This is a genomic window from Salmonella sp. NW722 (assembly GCF_051702785.1).
GTDB classification, from domain to species: domain Bacteria; phylum Pseudomonadota; class Gammaproteobacteria; order Enterobacterales; family Enterobacteriaceae; genus Salmonella; species Salmonella enterica.
Genome location: NZ_JAMMIN010000001.1, coordinates 478,799 through 497,322 on the forward strand (window position 1 = coordinate 478,799; position 18,524 = coordinate 497,322).

Sequence of the window (18,524 nt, forward strand, 5' to 3'; positions counted from 1 at the left end):
ATTAATAAAGCAATTCTCCAGGAATAATCCGTAATAGCATGAAACTGTGTCCCAAATCATCCCTGTAATCCTAACGTGAGCTTACAGGGACATTTATCAGGGAAGTCTTTCCAGCATTAATCCAGCCCGCAATCCGCAGGCGACAGAGGGATTAGGAAAGAGAACATATTCAACGTCATGCGTCACCGTCACGCGCTTATCCCCCTCCTCGGCCAGCAACGTTCCCTTCGCAAAGGCAGTAAAATTCAGCGTTTGCGCATCCATATAAAGCGCGAACTTGTCGCTGTGACGCGTGATTTGCGACACCACCCGATAGCGTAGCGGCGGCGAAAACGAGGTTGACGTTTCGACACCGCTCAGCAGCGCCGACAACGCCTGCGAGGTTACACTGAACTGCGTCAGATCGTTTTGCCCAAACGGCAACGCCTTTCCCAACTCCAGCGTACAGGAAAGCGCGCCGAAATGTTCAGAGCTAAAGTGCGTAAACGTACCGCCGGGCGCCTGATGAAATACCAACGCCTCCAGTCCTGCCGCGCCCAGCCACGCCAGAAAATCGGTCTCCCACGGGCGGTCGCGCTGCGGCAATACGCCAAAACGCAAATGATGCGAGCCACGAATGGCGGTATGCAGATCCAGATGCCAGCGTACCCGCGTCTGGCCAGATGAAAAGAAGGTTTCCAGACTTAGCTCCAACTCACGCGCCCGCCGCGTTTCATCGCTTTCGGCAAAGGACTGCCAACGCCCGCCAAACATACGGTTCATATCGCTGTGACCATAGCGTATTCCCGCCGCCAGCGCCTGCGGATTGCCGAGTACCACCAGCACTCGCCACGTTAACGTCAAGCTGCCTGAAAACAGCGCCGACAGCAGCCTATCCAGCATCTCGACCGGCGCGGTTTCATTGCCGTGTATCCCCGCAGAAAGAATTAACGCGCGGTCGACCGGCGCATCGGGCGTGAGTTCAAGCAGACCATGACCTAACCAGCGCCAGCGAAAACCCGCGCCCTTCCCCTGCCTCACCCGTGGTGTCGTGCCGCTTAGCGTCAACGCCAGAAAGTTATCCATCAGCCGCCCCCGTTTGCTGGAAAGGATAAACCGACCCCAAATCCAGCAGACGCGTTAACACATCCAGCGCCTCCCGGCCTTCTCGCAATAATAACGGATCGGCCAGATCGGCAGCGGTCAGGCGATCGCGATAATAACGATCCGCCCACGCGTTAAGGGCCGTAAACAGAGCGTCATTCATCATTACCGCTGGATTCACCGCCCGTCGTTCTTCTTCTGTTAACACCACGCGTAATCGCAGACAGGCCGGGCCGCCACCGTTGGCCATACTTTCTCGCAAATCAAACACCTGCATCGCGCTGATGGGGTTATCCTCCGCCACCAGCTTATTCAGATAGCGCCAGACGCCGGCATGGTCCTGACATTCCCGCGGCAACACTAACAGCATTGAGCCGTCGTCACGGCTTAACAACTGACTATTAAACAGGTAGGTCGCCACAGCATCTGATACAGAAACCTCGCCGGCGGGCACCTCTATCGCCATAAAACTGTCAACGCGCGTACGCAACTGATTAATGAGCACTTTCTGCCGGGCAAACGCCGCTTCGTGACAAAACAATACCTGTCGATTCGAAACGGCGATGACATCATTATGGAATACGCCTTGATCGATGACCTCCGGGTTTTGCTGAGCGAAGATAACCTGTTGCGGATTCACCTGATTAAGACGCGCCACGGCCTCGCTGGCTTCGCGGCTCTGGCGCGCCGGATAACGAGCGGGTCGTATTTCATTCTCCTCTTCGCGCCCATAGACAAAAAGCTGCACGCCTGCCGAACCATACTCGCCGCCAAGACGGTTATGATTCGCCGCGCCTTCATCTCCCAATAATGCGACCTGCGGTAACGCGCTATGCACTGAAAACTGACTTTCATCGCGAAATATGGCGCGTAGCAGCGCTTCGGTAACAGGCGCCTCAAGAGCGCGATGAAATTTATTGTTTAAATTCGCCACCGTCAGGTGAACTTTCCCGTCCAGCGCGTCTGCCGATGGGCAAACCGTCGCCGCATTCGCAACCCACATTGGCGACGCGGAACTCACGCTGGAAAGCCAGCGTGGCGCCTGACGCGCAACCTTATCCAGAATCTGCTCATCGCTACCCGTAAAGCCGAGCTGACGCAACGCCGGAATAAAAGGCCGCTCATGCGGCGGGATCACCGCCTGGGGAAAGCCGGCATCCGCCAAAGCCTTCATCTTTAGCAGCCCCTGCTTTACCGCCAGACGAGGATTCGACACCTGAAAACGGTGGCGGGTCGATGCCTCATTGCCGAAGGATAGCCCGGCATAATGGTGCGTAAGCCCCACCAGCCCGTCAAAATTAACTTCATGCGCCGTCATACCGCCTCCCTGCGAGAAAAGTCGAGGCCGGGGCTTAATGTCGCAGGCAACGTCAGTTCGGGAGACTCCAGACTAGCCATCGGCCAGGCGCAATAATCGGCGGCATACCAGGCGCTGGGTCGATGGTTGCCAGACGCGCCGACACCACCAAACGGCGCAGTACTCGCTGCCCCGGTGAGCGGTTTATTCCAGTTAACGATCCCTGCCCGCGCCTCCAGCAAGAGCTGTTCGAACTGCGCGCGATCCGTCGACACCAGCCCACACGACAGACCAAAACGGGTATTATTCGCCAGACGAATCGCCTCATCGAAATGCGCATAACGCCAGACGTTCAGCAGCGGACCAAACACCTCTTCATCCGGCACATCCGCGACGCCGGTCAGCTCAATGATGCCAGGCGTCAGCAGAGAGGTTCCCTCTTTGACCTTCCGCGGCGCCAGTAGCGTGCGACCGCCTAATGCCTCTCGTTGACGCCAGGCCTCCATCACATGCTGTGCCGCCTGCGCTGAAATCAGTCCGCCGATAAACGGCTGCGGATCGTCGTCCCATCTGCCGGGCTGCAGACGTCCGGCGACGTCAACCAGCCGCGCCAGAAATGCATCTCCCTGCGCACCCTGTTTTACCAGAAGGCGTCGCGCGCAGGTACAGCGCTGTCCGGCGGTAATAAACGCCGATTGCAGCGTCAGATGTACCGCCGCATCTATATTTGCCACATCCTCAATAATGAGCGGGTTGTTTCCGCCCATTTCAAGAGCCAGGATTTTTTCCGGCTGGCCGGATAGCTGGCGATGAAGCTGATATCCGGTACTGGCGCTGCCGGTAAACAGCAGTCCGTCGAGATCGTCGAGCGAACTCAGCGCTTGTCCGGTCTCCCGGCCGCCCTGCACCAGATTAAGAACGCCTGCCGGTAGCCCCGCCCGTTCCCAGAGTTTTATTACCGTTTCCCCGGTCCATGGCGTTAGCTCGCTAGGTTTGAAGATCAGCGTATTGCCTGCCAGCAACGCGGGCACAATATGGCCATTCGGTAAATGGCCGGGAAAGTTATAAGGGCCGAATACCGCCAGCACACCGTGAGGACGATGGCGCAACGTCGCGGCGCCATCGACAAGTTCGCTTTTTTGTTCGCCTGTTCTGGCGTGGTAAGCCTTAATCGAGATGGCAATCTTATTGATCATCGCCGTCACTTCCGTTGCCGCCTCCCAGCGCGGTTTACCGGTTTCACGCGCGATGACCTCCGTGAGATCGGCTTTATGCGCCTCCAGCAGGGCGGCAAATTTCTCTACGATAGCCTGTCGTGCCGTAAAAGGCTGTCTGGCCCAACGAGGAAACGCCGCACGCGCCGCCTGACAGGCCTCGGCGACCTGTGCCGCATTAGCGTCATTCCCCTGCCAAAGTATCTCCGCGCTCACCGGGTTCGTTTTGCGGCGGCGTTCGCCCTGACCGGTTATCCAGTCGCCGTTTATCCATAGCGTCATACGGTTTTCTCCTCAGCGCAAAGGCGTACCAGCCGAACGTGGTCGCCCGCGCGACATTTCAGCGCATCCAACTGCGCGGCGGTAAGTACAAGTCGTGAAGTCTGTGGATCGGCACGCACCAGCGCGGCCCGAAAGTGGTGATAGTTTTCATTGGCGACCAGACATGCCGGATAGTCGCCAGGCGCGGGTTGCCCTTCCGCGACTTCCACCAGTCGGCTTTTACGAATGGCCCGCACGCGGTCAATATCACACTCCAGCGTCGGCCCACCGTCGAAGATGTCGATATAGTGGCGATAGCGAAAGCCTTCCTTTTCCAGCACCGCGCGGGCTGGCGCCGTTTGCGGGTGGACTTCGCCAATCACGGCCTGTGCCTCTTCAGATAAGAAGTGGGTATAAATAGGATGTTTGGGCATCAGCTCGGCGATAAACGCTTTTTGCCCGGTACCGCATAAGAAATCCGCCCGGCTGAAATCCATAGAAAAAAAGCGTTTGCCGAGACTTTGCCAGAAGGGAGAATAACCGTGCTCGTCAATGACGCCGCGCATTTCCGCCACCACTTTCTCATTGAATTTATCGCGAAACGCGGCCATAAACATAAAGCGCGATTTTGACAACAGGTAGCCGTTACCCTCTTTACGCCATTCGGGATCGAGAAACAGCGTGCAAAGCTCACTGCTGCCGGTATGATCATTACTCAGGAATAATGTTGGCAACGCGTTATATACATTCAGCTCTTTGGAGGCATGAACCAGCGTACCGACACGATAGTTATACCAGGGGTCGTTAAGGCCGACCGCGACCTCAATGGCGCAGATCCCGCCGACCTCACCCGTTTCACTGTCCTCGAGAACGAATACATACCCTTGTTCGCCTTTTGGCAGCTCGTCGGACCAGGTTTTTAGCGCGCGTTCAATGCGGGCCGCCAGCGTCGCTTCATTTGCCGGTAGCGAGGTTAAGCCGCCGCCCGTTTTGCCTGCAAGCTGCATCAGCGCGGCGATATCCGCATGTTCGACAGGACGAATCACCCGCATGATGCGCCTCCCGTCTGAAGGCGTTCGCACGCCAGGGCAAAACGGTCAAGCCCGGTGACTATCTCCTCGTCGCTCACATTTAACGCTGGCGCAAAACGCACCACGTCGCCGCCGGCGATGAGCACCATCACGCCTGCTTTTGCCGCTTCCTGGGCGATGAGTTTGGCTTTTCCGGCAAACTCCGTCTGTAGCACACAGCCAAGCAGTAGCCCCAGCCCGCGAATTTCACTGAACATGCCAAAACGTACATTAATGGTATTTAGACGTTCAATAAACGCATCGTGGCGCTGTCTGACGCCGTTTTGCATCTCCGGCGTATTGATGATATCCAGTACTTTTCCGGCAACTGCCGTCGCCAGCGGATTACCGCCGTAGGTGGTGCCATGCGTGCCTGGCGTCATGACGCTGGCATAGTCTTGCGTGGTCAGCATCGCGCCGATCGGGAAGCCGCCGCCCAGCGCTTTAGCGGTCGTCAGGATATCGGGCGTAACGCCATAATGCATATATGCATACAGTTCGCCGGTACGTCCGACGCCCGTCTGCACCTCATCAAAAATCAGTAACGCCTGATGCCGGTCGCACAATTCACGCAGCCCCTGCAAAAAAGCTTTCGTGGCGGGGATCACGCCGCCCTCGCCCTGCACAGGCTCTACGATCACGGCGCAGGTATTGTCATCAATTAGCGCGCTGGCGGAGTTCAGATCGTTATAGGCTGCATGACGAATATCCGGCGGCAGCGGCGCAAAGTCCTGTGAATAGGTGGGTTGACCGCCAGCGCTGACGGTAAAGAGCGTGCGGCCATGGAACGCGTTTTTAAAGGCCACAATGCCGCTTTTATGATTGCCGACACGATCGTGGGCATATTTGCGCGCCAGTTTTAATGCTGCTTCATTTGCTTCAGCGCCTGAATTACAAAAGAAAACGCGTTCGGCGAAGGTCGCGTCGATCAGTTTTTTCGCCAGTCGCAGCGCCGGTTCATTGGTGTAACCGTTCCCGGTATGCCAGAAGCGATTCGCCTGTTCATTTAACGCCTCGCGCAGCGCCGGATGCGCATGTCCCAAGGCGTTGACCGCGATCCCGCCAGCAAAATCAATGTACTCTTTCCCCTGCTGATCCCACAGGCGTGAGCCTTCTCCGCGTACAGGAATAAAAGGCGCGGGAATGTATACTGGCACCATCCATTCATCAAAGTTTTCGCGCGTAACTGACAGAGACATAGCGACCTCTTTTGGTAAAAATAAAGTTATCTATATGTTAATTAATATGAGTGTTTGCGCTGTAAATGTAGATTGCAGCATTCGTGCCAGCCAGCGTTAACATTGCATAAACAGAAGTGATAAACGGTAAATCAATGGGTTACAGCGTAGCGATATTCACTTTTACTGCATGAAAAGTGAATATTTCCGCATAATCGGTGGCTAAAAAGAGGAAAAAGCGAAATATTATTCAGTTGCCAAATATAATTCTGGAATTGTGATCTTATACGAAATTTACTGGAAATTACCGCCCCGTTCTGGCGCATCTGCACGCAAACTGTGCCATTTTCGCGCTATAGAAAACACCATACGCTTCCATTGGCCGAATCTGACGATGAGTGGCAGTCACCCGGTAAAATTTCTGCTACCATCCCAACACGATTCACCTTGCAAAGTGGCAGTGACTATGAAATTTGTCTCTTTTAATATCAACGGCCTGCGCGCCCGTCCCCATCAGCTTGAAGCGATTGTCGAAAAACACCAGCCCGATGTGATCGGTCTACAGGAGACAAAAGTCCACGACGAAATGTTCCCGCTCGAAGAGGTCGCGAAGCTGGGCTATAACGTTTTCTATCATGGACAAAAAGGCCATTACGGCGTCGCGCTGCTAACAAAAGCCACGCCCATTTCCGTCAGACGCGGTTTCCCGGATGATGGCGAAGAGGCGCAACGCCGCATTATCATGGCGGAAATCCCCTCGCCGCTGGGTAATATCACCGTCATTAACGGCTATTTCCCGCAGGGGGAAAGCCGGGATCATCCGTTGAAGTTCCCCGCAAAAGCGCAGTTTTACCAGAACTTGCAAAACTATCTTGAAACGGAACTCAAGTGCGATAATCCGGTATTAATTATGGGCGACATGAATATCAGCCCGACCGATCTGGATATTGGCATCGGCGAAGAGAACCGCAAACGCTGGCTGCGTACCGGTAAATGCTCCTTCCTGCCGGAGGAGCGTGAATGGATGTCGCGGTTACTGAAGTGGGGATTAGTGGACACGTTCCGTCAGGCGAATCCGCAAACGATGGATAAATTTTCGTGGTTTGATTACCGCTCAAAAGGTTTCGTGGATAATCGCGGGCTGCGTATCGACCTCTTGCTGGCAAGCGCTCCGCTGGCGGAACGTTGCGCAGAAACCGGTATAGACTACGACATTCGCAGTATGGAAAAACCCTCCGACCATGCGCCGGTCTGGGCGACGTTTCGGGTTTGATTCCGCTTTCTGATTAACCGTAAGGCCGGGATAGCGCGACGCTTCCCGGCAGGAATAACGACCTTAACGACAATGATAAAAAAACTCGATGTTGTTGCCGCCATCATTGAACGCGACGGCAAAATTCTGCTGGCCCAGCGCCCAGATCATGCGGATCAAGCCGGTTTTTGGGAGTTTGCCGGCGGTAAAGTCGAACCCGGCGAAACCCAGCCGCAGGCGCTTATCCGCGAGCTACGCGAAGAGTTAGGGATTGACGCCACGCCCGGCGTCTATATCGCCAGCCATCAACGCGACGTGTCTGGCCGACGAATTCATTTGCACGCCTGGCATGTGCCTGCGTTTAACGGTCTGATACGTGCGCTGGAACATCAGGCATTAGCCTGGTGTACGCCGGAAGAGGCGCTGGAATACCCCCTCGCCCCGGCGGATATTCCGCTATTGCAGGCGTTTATGGCTTTACGCGACGCCAGACTAACGGATTCGTGCTGATGGTTTTTTCGTCACGCTGGCACTGGAGCAAGACGCCTTCCACTTTTATTACCGCGCCTTCGGAGTAATTCTGATCCTGGTAAACGCAGCACTGAATGCAGGGCTGGGACGACTGACCGCGCGTGCTGAAAACTTCCGGCGGGACATTCACCTGAATATCAGGACGACTGTTCTGGTTTGCCAGCCCGACCATTGGCATTATCGCCATCACGGCGACCACGAGGCTTCGGCGCATAGGATTTCCTTATTTTTCTAAGTATATTCTCAGTATAACGGTAAGCCGCCGTGAAAACTTTAATCCTCTTTTGTCATCGCTTTTAGTTATGAGCCTCGCCCCGTTATGAATTTACTTAGCAGCGTCATTTTTTTCTTGCTTACCGTCACATTGCTGATGGTATAGTCGAAAACTGCAAATACATATTCTGATAAAACGCAAATACAACCACATTAATATATAAGAGGTTTTTATATCTATGGATCAGACATGTTCTCTGGAATCGTTCCTCAACCATGTACAAAAGCGCGACCCGCATCAAACCGAGTTCGCGCAAGCCGTCCGTGAAGTCATGACCACCCTGTGGCCGTTTCTTGAACAAAACCCCCGTTACCGCCACATGTCTTTACTGGAACGTTTGGTTGAACCAGAGCGCGTAATTCAGTTTCGCGTAGTGTGGCTGGACGACAAAAACCAGGTGCAGGTAAATCGCGCCTGGCGCGTGCAGTTCAACTCTGCTATCGGCCCCTATAAAGGCGGTATGCGCTTCCATCCTTCGGTAAACCTTTCCATCCTTAAGTTCCTCGGCTTTGAGCAAACCTTTAAAAATGCCCTCACCACGTTGCCGATGGGCGGCGGTAAAGGCGGCAGCGATTTCGATCCGAAAGGGAAAAGCGAAGGCGAAGTGATGCGTTTCTGCCAGGCGCTGATGACTGAACTATATCGCCATTTAGGGCCGGATACCGACGTGCCTGCCGGGGATATCGGCGTGGGCGGGCGCGAAGTGGGCTTTATGGCGGGAATGATGCGCAAGCTTTCCAATAACAGCGCCTGCGTCTTCACCGGCAAAGGGCTTTCCTTCGGCGGAAGCCTGATTCGCCCGGAGGCGACGGGCTATGGCCTGGTCTACTTCACCGAAGCGATGCTTAAACGTCATGGTCTCGGTTTCGAAGGGATGCGCGTCGCCGTGTCCGGCTCCGGCAACGTAGCGCAATACGCCATTGAGAAAGCGATGGCCTTTGGCGCGCGCGTGGTTACCGCGTCGGATTCGAGCGGGACGGTGGTCGATGAAAGTGGCTTCACGCCAGAGAAGCTGGCGCGTCTGTGTGAAATTAAAGCCAGCCGTGACGGTCGCGTCGCTGACTACGCCCGTGAGTTTGGCTTAACCTATCTGGAAGGCCAGCAGCCCTGGAGCGTACCGGTGGATATCGCCCTGCCATGCGCGACGCAGAACGAACTGGACGTTGACGCCGCGCGCGTACTGATTGCCAATGGCGTAAAAGCCGTGGCGGAAGGGGCAAATATGCCAACCACGATTGAAGCGACCGATCTCTTCCTTGAGGCGGGCGTACTGTTTGCGCCGGGTAAAGCCGCCAACGCGGGCGGCGTGGCGACATCAGGTCTGGAAATGGCGCAGAACGCCGCGCGGTTGAGCTGGAAAGCCGAGAAAGTGGACGCCCGTCTGCATCACATTATGCTGGATATCCACCACGCCTGTGTCGAGTACGGCGGCGATAATAAGCATACCAACTACGTTCAGGGCGCCAACATCGCCGGTTTCGTGAAAGTCGCCGACGCCATGCTGGCGCAGGGCGTCATTTAATCCCGTCGTCAGGCCAGATAGCTTTACGCTTATTCGGTCTGACGGCCTGTCTCCTCAGCAGGCGGGCTTTTTTTGCCCGCTCGCTTACGCGGCGCGCTCTTTTTCTTGTCTCCACCGCCTGGCGCGACTATCCCTCTGAAGCGCTTCACCGGCGTGCGCTTAGCCTGCTCGATCAGCTGATATAACGTGCCGACCAGCGGTTGCATAAAATCCTGGTAACGGCACTGTTTTTCGCTGATTTGCGTCAAAACAGATTCCCAGTGAGCGGTCATATCTGGACGGGCCGCCATTTCCGGCAGCGAATGTATTAACGCTTTGCCAGCATCGGTAGAATGAATATAGCGCCCTTTTTTGGTCAGAAAGCTACGTTTGAACAGCAGCTCGATAATCCCGGCGCGCGTGGCTTCCGTCCCCAGCCCATCGGTCGCGCGCAGAATCTTTTTCAGATCTTTATCCTGCACGAAGCGGGCAATTCCGGTCATCGCGGAAAGCAATGTCGCATCGGTGAAATGACGCGGCGGCTGGGTTTGGCGCTCGACCACTTCCCCCTTTTCACACAGCAACTCATCACCTTTGGCGACAACCGGCAGCGGCGTACCGTCGTTTTCCTCGTCGCGCTCTTTACTGCCCAGTAACGTCCGCCAACCGGCCTCCGCCAGAAAACGCGCTTTGGCGACAAATTTTCCTTTGGCGATTTCCAGTTCAATAACGCATTTACGAAACACCGCGTCCGGGCAGAACTGCATCAGATACTGACGCGCAATCAGGGTGTACACTTTCGCTTCGTTTTCCGTCAGATGGACAGAAGAACTGCGCGCCGTCGGGATAATCGCGTGGTGCGCATCCACTTTTTTGTCATCCCAGCAGCGATTGCGCGTATCAGGGTTAACCACAGGCTGCGGCAGTAAATCCGGGGCGTGGACGCTAATCGCGTTCATGACCGCCTGCCGTCCGGCAAAGTGTTCTTCCGGCAGATAACGGCAGTCGGAACGCGGATAGGTAATCAGTTTGTGGGTTTCATATAGCTTCTGACAAATATCAAGCACGTTTTGCGCGCTCAGGCCAAAGCGTTTAGCGGCTTCAATCTGTAGCGTCGAGAGCGAAAACGGCAGCGGCGCGGATTCTGATTCCCGTTTATCATTATAACTGGTTACCAGCGCGGGCTGACCGTTGATTCGGTTCACTACATGCTCCGCCAGCGGACGATGAAGCAAGCGCCCCTCTTCATCCTGATAAGGTTCGCACGCCTCGCTCGGCTGCCAGATAGCGGTAAAACGCTCGTCGGCAGGCGTAACGATGTGCGCCTTTACTTCAAAGAAGTCTTTGGCGACGAAGTTCTCAATCTCTTCGTCTCGCCGCACCACCAGCCCCAGTACCGGCGTCTGTACGCGTCCCACGGATAACACGCCCTGATAGCCGGCATTACGGCCCAGGATCGTGTAAGCGCGGGTCATATTAATGCCATACAGCCAGTCCGCTCGCGCTCGCGCCAGCGCGGAGACGCACAGCGGCACGAAGTCGCTGTTCGCCCGCAGCCTGTCAATAGCACGCTCGACCGCCTGCGGGTTAAGGTCGTTTATCAGACAACGCCGCACCTGCTGGCGCTTTTCGGCAGGAAGCTGGAGATAATCCAGCACTTCATCAACCAGAAGCTGCCCTTCGCGATCCGGGTCGCCGGCGTGAATAATTTCACCGGCTTGATGCAAAAAGCGCTTAATCACATTGAGCTGTTTGGTGACGGAAGGACGAGGCTGAAGCTGCCATTTTTCCGGCACGATAGGCAGGTCAGCCAGATTCCAGCGCGCATAACGGCTGTCATACGCATCCGGCTGCGCCTGTTCCAGCAAATGACCAATACACCAGGTGACGACCTGCCCGTTTCCGCACTCAATAAAACCATCGCCTTTACGGTGCGGTTTTGGCAGCACATCCGCAATGGCGCGCCCCAGACTCGGTTTTTCGGCAATAAACAACCGCATCAGGTTAACGAATCTCAACCATAGCGCGACCGCCGCGGGCCTCGACCAGTTCGCCAATCGCGGTCAGATCGATACCAAATTCCGCCGCGGTGGCTTTAACATTGTCTTCGGCGTCCGGCGTTACCGCCAACAGCAGGCCGCCTGACGTTTGCGGATCGCACAGCAGGCTACGAACTTCACGCGACATGTCGCCCATCAGATGACCATAGCTGGCGAAGTTGCGCTCTGTGCCGCCCGGTACGGCGCCCAGAGCAATATACTCTTCCACGCCCGGCAGTTTAGGGATGTCCTGATAGCAAAGCAGCGCCTGCACGCCTGCGCCCTGGCACATCTCGCTCAGGTGCCCCAGCAGGCCAAAACCGGTAACGTCAGTCATGGCTTTTACGCCATCGATATTGGCAAACGCCGCGCCAGCAACGTTCATCCGACACATGACTTCCGTCGCCAGCCCCTGATGTTCAGGTTTAAGCAGCGATTTTTTCTCGGCGGTGGTCAACACGCCAATCCCCAACGGTTTGGTCAGAAAGAGTTTGCATCCCGCCTGCGCGGTACTGTTTTTCTTCACCCGTTCGGTCGGCACTACGCCTGTGACCGCGAGACCAAAGATCGGCTCCGGGGCGTCAATAGAGTGTCCGCCCGCCAGCGCGATACCGGCCTGGCGGCAGGCAAAGCGCCCCCCCTCGGTCACTTCACGCGCAATATCGGGCGACAGGGTATTAATCGGCCAGCCAAGGATCGCGATCGCCATAATCGGTTTGCCGCCCATCGCAAAAATATCGCTGATGGCGTTTGTTGCCGCAATGCGGCCAAAATCAAACGGGTTATCGACTATCGGCATAAAGAAGTCGGTGGTGCTGATAATACTGGTGCCATTACCCAGATCGTAAACCGCCGCATCATCGCGGGTTTCATTACCCACCAGCAGGTTCGGGTCGACGAACTTCGCCTGCTCGCTATGCAGGATAGTCTCCAGCACTTTAGGGGAAATTTTACAACCGCAACCAGCGCCGTGGCTGTATTGCGTTAAACGAATGGCTTGCTCGCTCATGGACATCTCCTGTCATTGCATTCGCGCTATGGTAGCGCTCATTCCCTTATGTGGTAAGTATCACTGTCTGAATTACCGCGTCTTTGCTCAGAATCCAGACAGTTTTATCCCTCAGCGTCAGAAATAACGCACAAACGGCGTGGGGTCGGGGGTACTGATCGTCGTTGACGCTTTGAGCTGCGGCGTGCCGAGATAGAGAAAACCAACAATTTTATCCTGCGGGCGGCACTCAAAGGCTTCCCGCACGATAGCGCTCTCCGTTAATGCGCCGCTACGCCAGATACCATTAAACCCTTGCGCAATCGCCGCCATTTGCATCGCCATCACCGCGCATCCGGCAGACATCTCCTGTTCCCACACGGGAACCTTATGGTTTTCTTCGCATTTCGCCACCACGGTAATAATCAGCGGCGCGCGAAACGGCGCATTACGCGCTTTTTCGATCGCTTTCTCATCGCCCCCGGCAGCGACAGCGCCTTGTTCAAGCACGGCGCTGAAGCGGTCGCGCCCCTCTCCTTCAATCACAAAAAAACGCCACGGCTGTAGAGATTTATGATCGGGAACACGCATTCCCGCCCGCAGAATGTTCTGTAATTGCTCGCCGACAGGCGCCGGTTCTGCGAGACGAGAGGCGCTACGACGGTTGACCAGCAGTTCTAGTGCATCCATTTGATTAACTCCAGCAATGATATTTATTCACAAAATTAACACGGGAGCGGATTTTGTTACAGCGCAGGCAGTGATTCCTGCTGACAACTGCCTGATGGGTCATTACGATAGCCACATCTTAATGCTTTATCCTCACCAAGGTATAAGCGTTGTTACTCAGATAGGGAGAATACATGCGAACCCTGTGGCGATTTATTGCCGGATTTTTTAAATGGACGTGGCGAGTGTTGAACCTCGTCCGTGAAATGGTACTCAACCTGTTCTTTATTTTTTTGGTTCTGGTGGGCGTTGGGATCTGGATGCAGATCGGTAACGGCAGCAACAGTGAGCAAACGGCGCGCGGCGCTTTGCTGCTGGATATTTCCGGCATCATTGTGGATAAACCCTCCACCAATCACCGTCTGGGCGCGCTGGGTCGCCAGTTATTTGGCGCCAGCTCCGACCGTCTGCAGGAAAACTCCCTGTTTGACATCGTCAACGCTATTCGTCAGGCGAAAGATGACCGTAACATCACGGGTATCGTTCTGGATCTGAAAAACTTCACCGGTGCCGATCAGCCGTCAATGCGCTATATCGGTAAAGCGCTGCGCGAATTCCGCGACAGCGGCAAACCGGTTTTCGCCGTGGGTGAAAACTACAGCCAGGGTCAGTATTACCTCGCCAGTTTCGCCAATAAAATTTGGCTTTCCCCACAGGGTCAGGTAGATCTTCACGGCTTCGCTACGAATGGCCTGTACTACAAAACGCTGCTGGATAAACTGAAAGTCTCTACCCACGTTTTCCGGGTCGGCACCTATAAATCCGCCGTCGAGCCGTTTATCCGCGACGATATGTCGCCCGCCGCCCGCGAGGCCGACAGCCGCTGGATAGGCGAACTGTGGCAGAACTACCTGCATACCGTTTCTGCCAATCGCCAGATTTCGCCGCAACAACTCTTCCCCGGCGCGCAGGCTATTATCGACGGGTTAACCAGCGTGGGCGGCGACACCGCCAAATATGCGCTCGACCATAAACTGGTGGACGCCCTCGCCTCCAGCGCAGATGTTGAAAAAGCGCTGACGAAGCAGTTTGGCTGGAGCAAAACCGAAAATAACTATCGCGCGATCAGCTATTACGATTATTCGCTGAAAACGCCTGCGGATACCGGCGGTACTATTGCGGTTATTTTCGCCAATGGCGCGATTATGGATGGCGAAGAAACGCCAGGGAATGTCGGCGGCGACACTACGGCATCGCAGATCCGCGACGCACGCCTTGATCCTAAAGTGAAAGCGATTGTGCTGCGCGTCAATAGTCCAGGCGGTAGCGTCAACGCCTCCGAAGTTATCCGCGCCGAACTGGCGGCGGCAAGAGCGGCTGGCAAACCGGTGGTGGTCTCAATGGGCGGTATGGCGGCCTCCGGCGGTTACTGGATCTCTACGCCGGCAAACTATATCGTGGCCAGCCCCAGCACGCTGACGGGTTCAATTGGCATCTTCGGCGTCATCAATACGGTAGAAAACAGCCTGTCGTCGATTGGCGTACACAGCGACGGCGTTTCCACCTCGCCGCTGGCGGATATTTCGATGACCAAAGCGCTGTCACCGGAAGTGCAGCAGATGATGCAACTCAGTATTGAGTACGGCTACAAACGCTTTATCACACTGGTGGCAGACGCGCGTAAGCGTACGCCGGAGCAGATTGATAAAATCGCACAAGGCCATGTCTGGACCGGAGAAGACGCGAAAGCCAATGGTCTGGTGGACAGTCTCGGCGACTTTGACGACGCCGTCGCCAAAGCGGCGGAGCTGGCGAAACTGAAACAGTGGCATCTTGATTACTATCAGGACGAACCGACGGTCCTTGATATGGTCATGGACAGTATGACCGGATCAGTACGCGCCATGCTGCCGGAGGCCATTCAGGCGATGCTCCCGGCGCCGCTCGTTTCCGCCGCCAACACGGTGAAGGCCGAGGGGGATAAACTGGCGGCATTTAACGATCCGCAAAACCGTTATGCGTTCTGTTTGACTTGCGCGAACGTTCGCTAATGCTTCATCAATAGCCATACCGGATGGCGGCGTCTGCTCATAGCCGCCATCCGATAATCATTAATACGTCCTTCGCGACACGACTGAACATTATCATGCAAAAGAAATCAATTTACGTTGCCTATACCGGCGGCACTATCGGTATGCAGCGCTCAGATAAAGGGTATATCCCGGTGTCCGGGCACCTTCAGCGTCAGCTGGCGCTGATGCCGGAATTCCACCGCCCGGAGATGCCGGATTTTACCATCCATGAATATGCCCCGCTGATGGATTCATCAGATATGACGCCGGAAGACTGGCAGCATATCGCTGCAGATATCAAAGCGCACTACGATGAGTATGACGGTTTTGTTATTCTGCACGGCACCGACACGATGGCGTTTACCGCATCGGCGCTCTCTTTCATGCTGGAAAATCTGGGTAAACCGGTTATTGTGACAGGGTCACAAATTCCGCTGGCTGAGCTGCGTTCCGACGGGCAAATTAATTTGCTGAATGCGCTTTATGTCGCCGCCAACTACCCTATTAATGAAGTAACGCTGTTTTTTAATAATCGTCTGTTCCGCGGTAATCGCACGACCAAAGCCCATGCGGATGGGTTTGACGCTTTTGCCTCTCCCAATCTGCCGCCCTTGCTGGAAGCAGGAATTCACATTCGTCGTTTAAATACGCCTCCCGCGCCCTACGGTTCTGGTGAATTAATCGTTCACCCTATTACGCCGCAGCCGATAGGCGTAGTGACGATTTATCCGGGGATTTCCGCCGAGGTAGTACGTAACTTTCTGCGTCAGCCGGTAAAAGCGCTGATTCTGCGCTCTTATGGCGTAGGCAACGCGCCGCAAAATAAAGCGTTTTTACAGGAGCTGAAAGAGGCCAGTTCGCGCGGCATCGTGGTGGTTAACCTGACGCAATGCATGTCAGGGCGAGTCAATATGGGCGGGTACGCTACCGGTAATGCGCTGGCGCACGCTGGCGTGATTGGCGGTGCCGATATGACCGTCGAAGCTACCTTAACCAAACTGCATTATTTGTTAAGCCAGGGTCTGGACACTCAGGCGATTCGTAGCGCGATGGCGCAAAACTTGCGTGGTGAATTGACGCCGGATGATTAAAAAATCCCGACGACAAGGAGAAGATAATGACAAACCGGGCCTTATTACTGGTCGACTTGCAAAATGACTTTTGCGCCGGCGGCGCGCTGGCTGTAGCGGAAGGCGACAGCACCATCGACATCGCCAACGCTCTTATTGACTGGTGCCAGCCCCGGCAGATTCCGGTGCTGGCCAGCCAGGACTGGCATCCCGCGCAGCATGGCAGCTTCGCCAGCCAGCATCAGGCGGAACCCTATAGTCAGGGAAAGCTGGACGGGCTGCCGCAAACGCTCTGGCCGGATCACTGCGTTCAACATACCGACGGCGCGGCGTTACATCCCCTGCTTAACCAACATGCGATTGACGCCTGCATCTATAAGGGTGAAAACCCGCTGATTGATAGCTACAGTGCGTTTTTTGACAACGAACATCGGCAGAAAACTACCCTTGATACCTGGCTTCGCGAGCATGACGTTACCGAGCTTATCGTGATGGGGTTGGCGACCGATTACTGCGTAAAATTTACGGTGCTGGATGCGCTAGAGTTGGGCTATGCCGTTAACGTTATCACCGATGGCTGTCGCGGCGTGAATATTCACCCGCAGGATAGCGCACACGCGTTTATGGAGATGGCGGCGGCAGGCGCGACGCTGTATACGCTGGCAGACTGGGAAGAGACGCAGGGCCAGGCTGTCGCCAGGTAGCGGAGCAGGTATCGTATCCGGTCAATACATCACGCAACGGTGAGACCATTGCATAGATCTTTGGGCCGGATACGTCACGTCAGCGTCGCTACCAGGCAAAGCTCAACGCAGGCTGGAGAGCGCTTCTAACGAAACAGATTAAAAAGCGCGGGCTGGCCGGCGCAATGTTCCGGGAATAGGCCGCCGATGACAATAATCAGTTAGCGACACAGTTGGCGGACTCGCTGGACATTAAGCGTAATGGGTAAAAATATGGTGGGCCTGTGCCTGGCAGCAATGAGCAGGCCCGGTAAGCACAACGCATTGGCAATTAAACCACCGAATGGCGACTACCTCTTATCCGGCTCCCCGTTACTGCATTTTCAATGTCGCAATCGGCTTTGACGTAATACCGAAATCCGCTTTGAGCTGCTGCTTGCTTTTCATCACCATCTGACCGTGAGTATCGATCGTCATATGTTGCGCTTCGGTATTGTGCCGCGCCTGCCATAGCATCACCAGTTGCAGGCTGTTTTCTTTCTGTTCCGGCGTCAACGCCACGCCATCCGGCCATTTACCCAGCTCAACGGCGGTGGATAAACGTTGATACACTTCCGGCGTCATGCTGTTAATGATCTCATCAAGATTCATGATGTGTCCGCTCCTGTGGAATAATTTGCTGAATCGTTTTTTCAGCCTTTCAGTTGATCGCCGTTTTTCTCGTCAGAAAAGGCCAGCGAGGCCGAGTTAACGCAATAGCGCTCACCGGTTGGCTGCGGCCCGTCCGGGAAAACGTGTCCGAGATGCGCATCGCAGTTACCGCAACGAATTTCGACACGCTGCATTCCATGAGAAAAATCGTCTATGTAACGAATCGCCTCTTCGCTGACAGGCTGGTAAAAGCTAGGCCAGCCGCAGCCTGAATCGTATTTGGTGTGGGAGTGAAAAAGCGGCGTATCACAAACCAGGCAGTGATAAACCCCATCGCGTTTATTATGTAGCAGGCGTCCGGTAAATGGCGGTTCTGTGCCACGATCCTGCGTCACATAGAATTGCATTTCGGACAATTTTTTCTTGAGTTCTTCTGCTGAAGGTTGGTTAGCCATTTGCTCACATCTCACTTTAAACGTGCTCACATTGCCTGACCGATTCTAACAAAACATTAACACCTCAGTACCAACTTTTGTTCTAAACTTGATCATTGCGAAATGGCGGCTCACGAATCGTGACTGATGTCACATTATTATCTCGGTTGCCCTTTAAAATTCGGGGCGGCGCCCCCATGTGGTTTCAAGCCGAAAGGAAGAGTGAGGCGAATCAGCCGCGCAAAGGTTGTGCAGAG

At 55.1% G+C, this 18,524-nt stretch carries 17 protein-coding genes; 6 read left to right on the top strand and 11 right to left on the bottom strand.

The window, feature by feature from the left end:
• Nucleotides 1-96: 96 nt before the first annotated feature.
• From astE to astC, 5 genes are read right to left on the bottom strand one after another with little or no spacing between them, the layout of a single operon-like run.
• Nucleotides 97-1,065, bottom strand: a complete 969-nt coding sequence (gene astE / locus NA330_RS02370; RefSeq protein ID WP_023242010.1) for a succinylglutamate desuccinylase — start codon at nt 1,063-1,065, stop codon at nt 97-99.
• The gene (gene astB / locus NA330_RS02375) at nt 1,058-2,401 is read right to left on the bottom strand and encodes an N-succinylarginine dihydrolase (RefSeq protein WP_023242009.1); all 1,344 of its coding nucleotides are present in this window, start codon (nt 2,399-2,401) and stop codon (nt 1,058-1,060) included. Before astB ends, astE begins: the two co-directional genes overlap by 8 nt.
• Entirely contained in the window at nt 2,398-3,876 is a 1,479-nt protein-coding gene (gene astD, locus NA330_RS02380; protein ID WP_023220956.1) for a succinylglutamate-semialdehyde dehydrogenase, read from the bottom strand. Before astD ends, astB begins: the two co-directional genes overlap by 4 nt.
• Nucleotides 3,873-4,907, bottom strand: coding sequence for an arginine N-succinyltransferase (gene astA, locus NA330_RS02385; protein ID WP_001263885.1), 1,035 nt, complete (start codon nt 4,905-4,907; stop codon nt 3,873-3,875). Before astA ends, astD begins: the two co-directional genes overlap by 4 nt.
• Nucleotides 4,898-6,124, bottom strand: coding sequence for a succinylornithine/acetylornithine transaminase (astC, locus tag NA330_RS02390; RefSeq protein WP_023242008.1), 1,227 nt, complete (start codon nt 6,122-6,124; stop codon nt 4,898-4,900). The genes astA and astC overlap by 10 nt, the downstream gene beginning before the upstream one ends.
• 445 nt (nt 6,125-6,569) lie before the next feature.
• Between astC and xthA the strand changes: the two genes are divergently transcribed.
• Nucleotides 6,570-7,376, top strand: coding sequence for an exodeoxyribonuclease III (xthA, locus tag NA330_RS02395; RefSeq protein WP_000673954.1), 807 nt, complete (start codon nt 6,570-6,572; stop codon nt 7,374-7,376).
• 72 nt (nt 7,377-7,448) lie between these two features.
• Nucleotides 7,449-7,865: a pyrimidine (deoxy)nucleoside triphosphate diphosphatase gene (locus NA330_RS02400; RefSeq protein WP_000592138.1), complete on the top strand. Its 417-nt coding sequence runs from the start codon at nt 7,449-7,451 to the stop codon at nt 7,863-7,865.
• Here NA330_RS02400 and NA330_RS02405 read toward each other — a convergent pair.
• Entirely contained in the window at nt 7,825-8,100 is a 276-nt protein-coding gene (locus tag NA330_RS02405; protein ID WP_001254682.1) for a YnjH family protein, read from the bottom strand. The two genes, NA330_RS02400 and NA330_RS02405, sit on opposite strands and share 41 nt — an antisense overlap.
• A gap of 238 nt (nt 8,101-8,338) precedes the next feature.
• Between NA330_RS02405 and gdhA the strand changes: the two genes are divergently transcribed.
• Entirely contained in the window at nt 8,339-9,682 is a 1,344-nt protein-coding gene (gdhA, locus tag NA330_RS02410) for an NADP-specific glutamate dehydrogenase (protein WP_000372865.1), read from the top strand.
• A 29-nt stretch (nt 9,683-9,711) separates the two neighbouring features.
• On the opposite strand, the gene topB is transcribed toward gdhA, so the two are convergent.
• The 3 genes from topB to NA330_RS02425 all read right to left on the bottom strand — a co-directional run bounded on the left by topB (nt 9,712) and on the right by NA330_RS02425 (nt 13,378).
• A complete protein-coding gene (topB, locus tag NA330_RS02415) occupies nt 9,712-11,661 on the bottom strand; it encodes a DNA topoisomerase III (protein WP_001235866.1) in 1,950 nt (649 codons plus the stop codon).
• 4 nt (nt 11,662-11,665) lie between these two features.
• Entirely contained in the window at nt 11,666-12,709 is a 1,044-nt protein-coding gene (gene selD / locus NA330_RS02420) for a selenide, water dikinase SelD (RefSeq protein WP_020898702.1), read from the bottom strand.
• 117 nt (nt 12,710-12,826) lie between these two features.
• Nucleotides 12,827-13,378 carry an NAD(P)H nitroreductase gene (locus NA330_RS02425; RefSeq protein ID WP_000339313.1) on the bottom strand — a complete coding sequence of 184 codons (552 nt, stop codon included), beginning with the start codon at nt 13,376-13,378 and terminating at the stop codon, nt 12,827-12,829.
• A gap of 173 nt (nt 13,379-13,551) precedes the next feature.
• On the opposite strand from NA330_RS02425, the gene sppA reads away from it, so the two are divergent.
• From sppA to pncA, 3 genes are all read left to right on the top strand, one after another.
• On the top strand, nt 13,552-15,408 hold the full coding sequence (gene sppA / locus NA330_RS02430) for a signal peptide peptidase SppA (RefSeq protein WP_023242007.1): 1,857 nt from the start codon (nt 13,552-13,554) through the stop codon (nt 15,406-15,408).
• A 95-nt stretch (nt 15,409-15,503) separates the two neighbouring features.
• On the top strand, nt 15,504-16,520 hold the full coding sequence (ansA, locus tag NA330_RS02435; protein ID WP_001170134.1) for an asparaginase: 1,017 nt from the start codon (nt 15,504-15,506) through the stop codon (nt 16,518-16,520).
• A 26-nt stretch (nt 16,521-16,546) separates the two neighbouring features.
• Entirely contained in the window at nt 16,547-17,203 is a 657-nt protein-coding gene (gene pncA / locus NA330_RS02440; protein ID WP_000184707.1) for a bifunctional nicotinamidase/pyrazinamidase, read from the top strand.
• 351 nt (nt 17,204-17,554) lie between these two features.
• Here the strand turns inward: pncA and NA330_RS02445 are convergent, their stop codons facing one another.
• The gene (locus NA330_RS02445; RefSeq protein ID WP_001046864.1) at nt 17,555-17,833 is read right to left on the bottom strand and encodes a YeaC family protein; all 279 of its coding nucleotides are present in this window, start codon (nt 17,831-17,833) and stop codon (nt 17,555-17,557) included.
• Between the two features lie 41 nt (nt 17,834-17,874).
• Entirely contained in the window at nt 17,875-18,288 is a 414-nt protein-coding gene (msrB, locus tag NA330_RS02450; RefSeq protein WP_001519539.1) for a peptide-methionine (R)-S-oxide reductase MsrB, read from the bottom strand.
• Nucleotides 18,289-18,524: the final 236 nt, after the last annotated feature.

What these genes read in the sequence shown, in the direction of transcription:
- astE (WP_023242010.1), bottom strand. Translation starts at nt 1,065, where the DNA reads ATGGATAACTTTCTGGCGTTGACGCTAAGCGGCACGACACCACGGGTG.
- astB (WP_023242009.1), bottom strand. Translation starts at nt 2,401, where the DNA reads ATGACGGCGCATGAAGTTAATTTTGACGGGCTGGTGGGGCTTACGCAC.
- astD (WP_023220956.1), bottom strand. Translation starts at nt 3,876, where the DNA reads ATGACGCTATGGATAAACGGCGACTGGATAACCGGTCAGGGCGAACGC.
- astA (WP_001263885.1), bottom strand. Translation starts at nt 4,907, where the DNA reads ATGCGGGTGATTCGTCCTGTCGAACATGCGGATATCGCCGCGCTGATG.
- astC (WP_023242008.1), bottom strand. Translation starts at nt 6,124, where the DNA reads ATGTCTCTGTCAGTTACGCGCGAAAACTTTGATGAATGGATGGTGCCA.
- xthA (WP_000673954.1), top strand. Translation starts at nt 6,570, where the DNA reads ATGAAATTTGTCTCTTTTAATATCAACGGCCTGCGCGCCCGTCCCCAT.
- NA330_RS02400 (WP_000592138.1), top strand. Translation starts at nt 7,449, where the DNA reads ATGATAAAAAAACTCGATGTTGTTGCCGCCATCATTGAACGCGACGGC.
- NA330_RS02405 (WP_001254682.1), bottom strand. Translation starts at nt 8,100, where the DNA reads ATGCGCCGAAGCCTCGTGGTCGCCGTGATGGCGATAATGCCAATGGTC.
- gdhA (WP_000372865.1), top strand. Translation starts at nt 8,339, where the DNA reads ATGGATCAGACATGTTCTCTGGAATCGTTCCTCAACCATGTACAAAAG.
- topB (WP_001235866.1), bottom strand. Translation starts at nt 11,661, where the DNA reads ATGCGGTTGTTTATTGCCGAAAAACCGAGTCTGGGGCGCGCCATTGCG.
- selD (WP_020898702.1), bottom strand. Translation starts at nt 12,709, where the DNA reads ATGAGCGAGCAAGCCATTCGTTTAACGCAATACAGCCACGGCGCTGGT.
- NA330_RS02425 (WP_000339313.1), bottom strand. Translation starts at nt 13,378, where the DNA reads ATGGATGCACTAGAACTGCTGGTCAACCGTCGTAGCGCCTCTCGTCTC.
- sppA (WP_023242007.1), top strand. Translation starts at nt 13,552, where the DNA reads ATGCGAACCCTGTGGCGATTTATTGCCGGATTTTTTAAATGGACGTGG.
- ansA (WP_001170134.1), top strand. Translation starts at nt 15,504, where the DNA reads ATGCAAAAGAAATCAATTTACGTTGCCTATACCGGCGGCACTATCGGT.
- pncA (WP_000184707.1), top strand. Translation starts at nt 16,547, where the DNA reads ATGACAAACCGGGCCTTATTACTGGTCGACTTGCAAAATGACTTTTGC.
- NA330_RS02445 (WP_001046864.1), bottom strand. Translation starts at nt 17,833, where the DNA reads ATGAATCTTGATGAGATCATTAACAGCATGACGCCGGAAGTGTATCAA.
- msrB (WP_001519539.1), bottom strand. Translation starts at nt 18,288, where the DNA reads ATGGCTAACCAACCTTCAGCAGAAGAACTCAAGAAAAAATTGTCCGAA.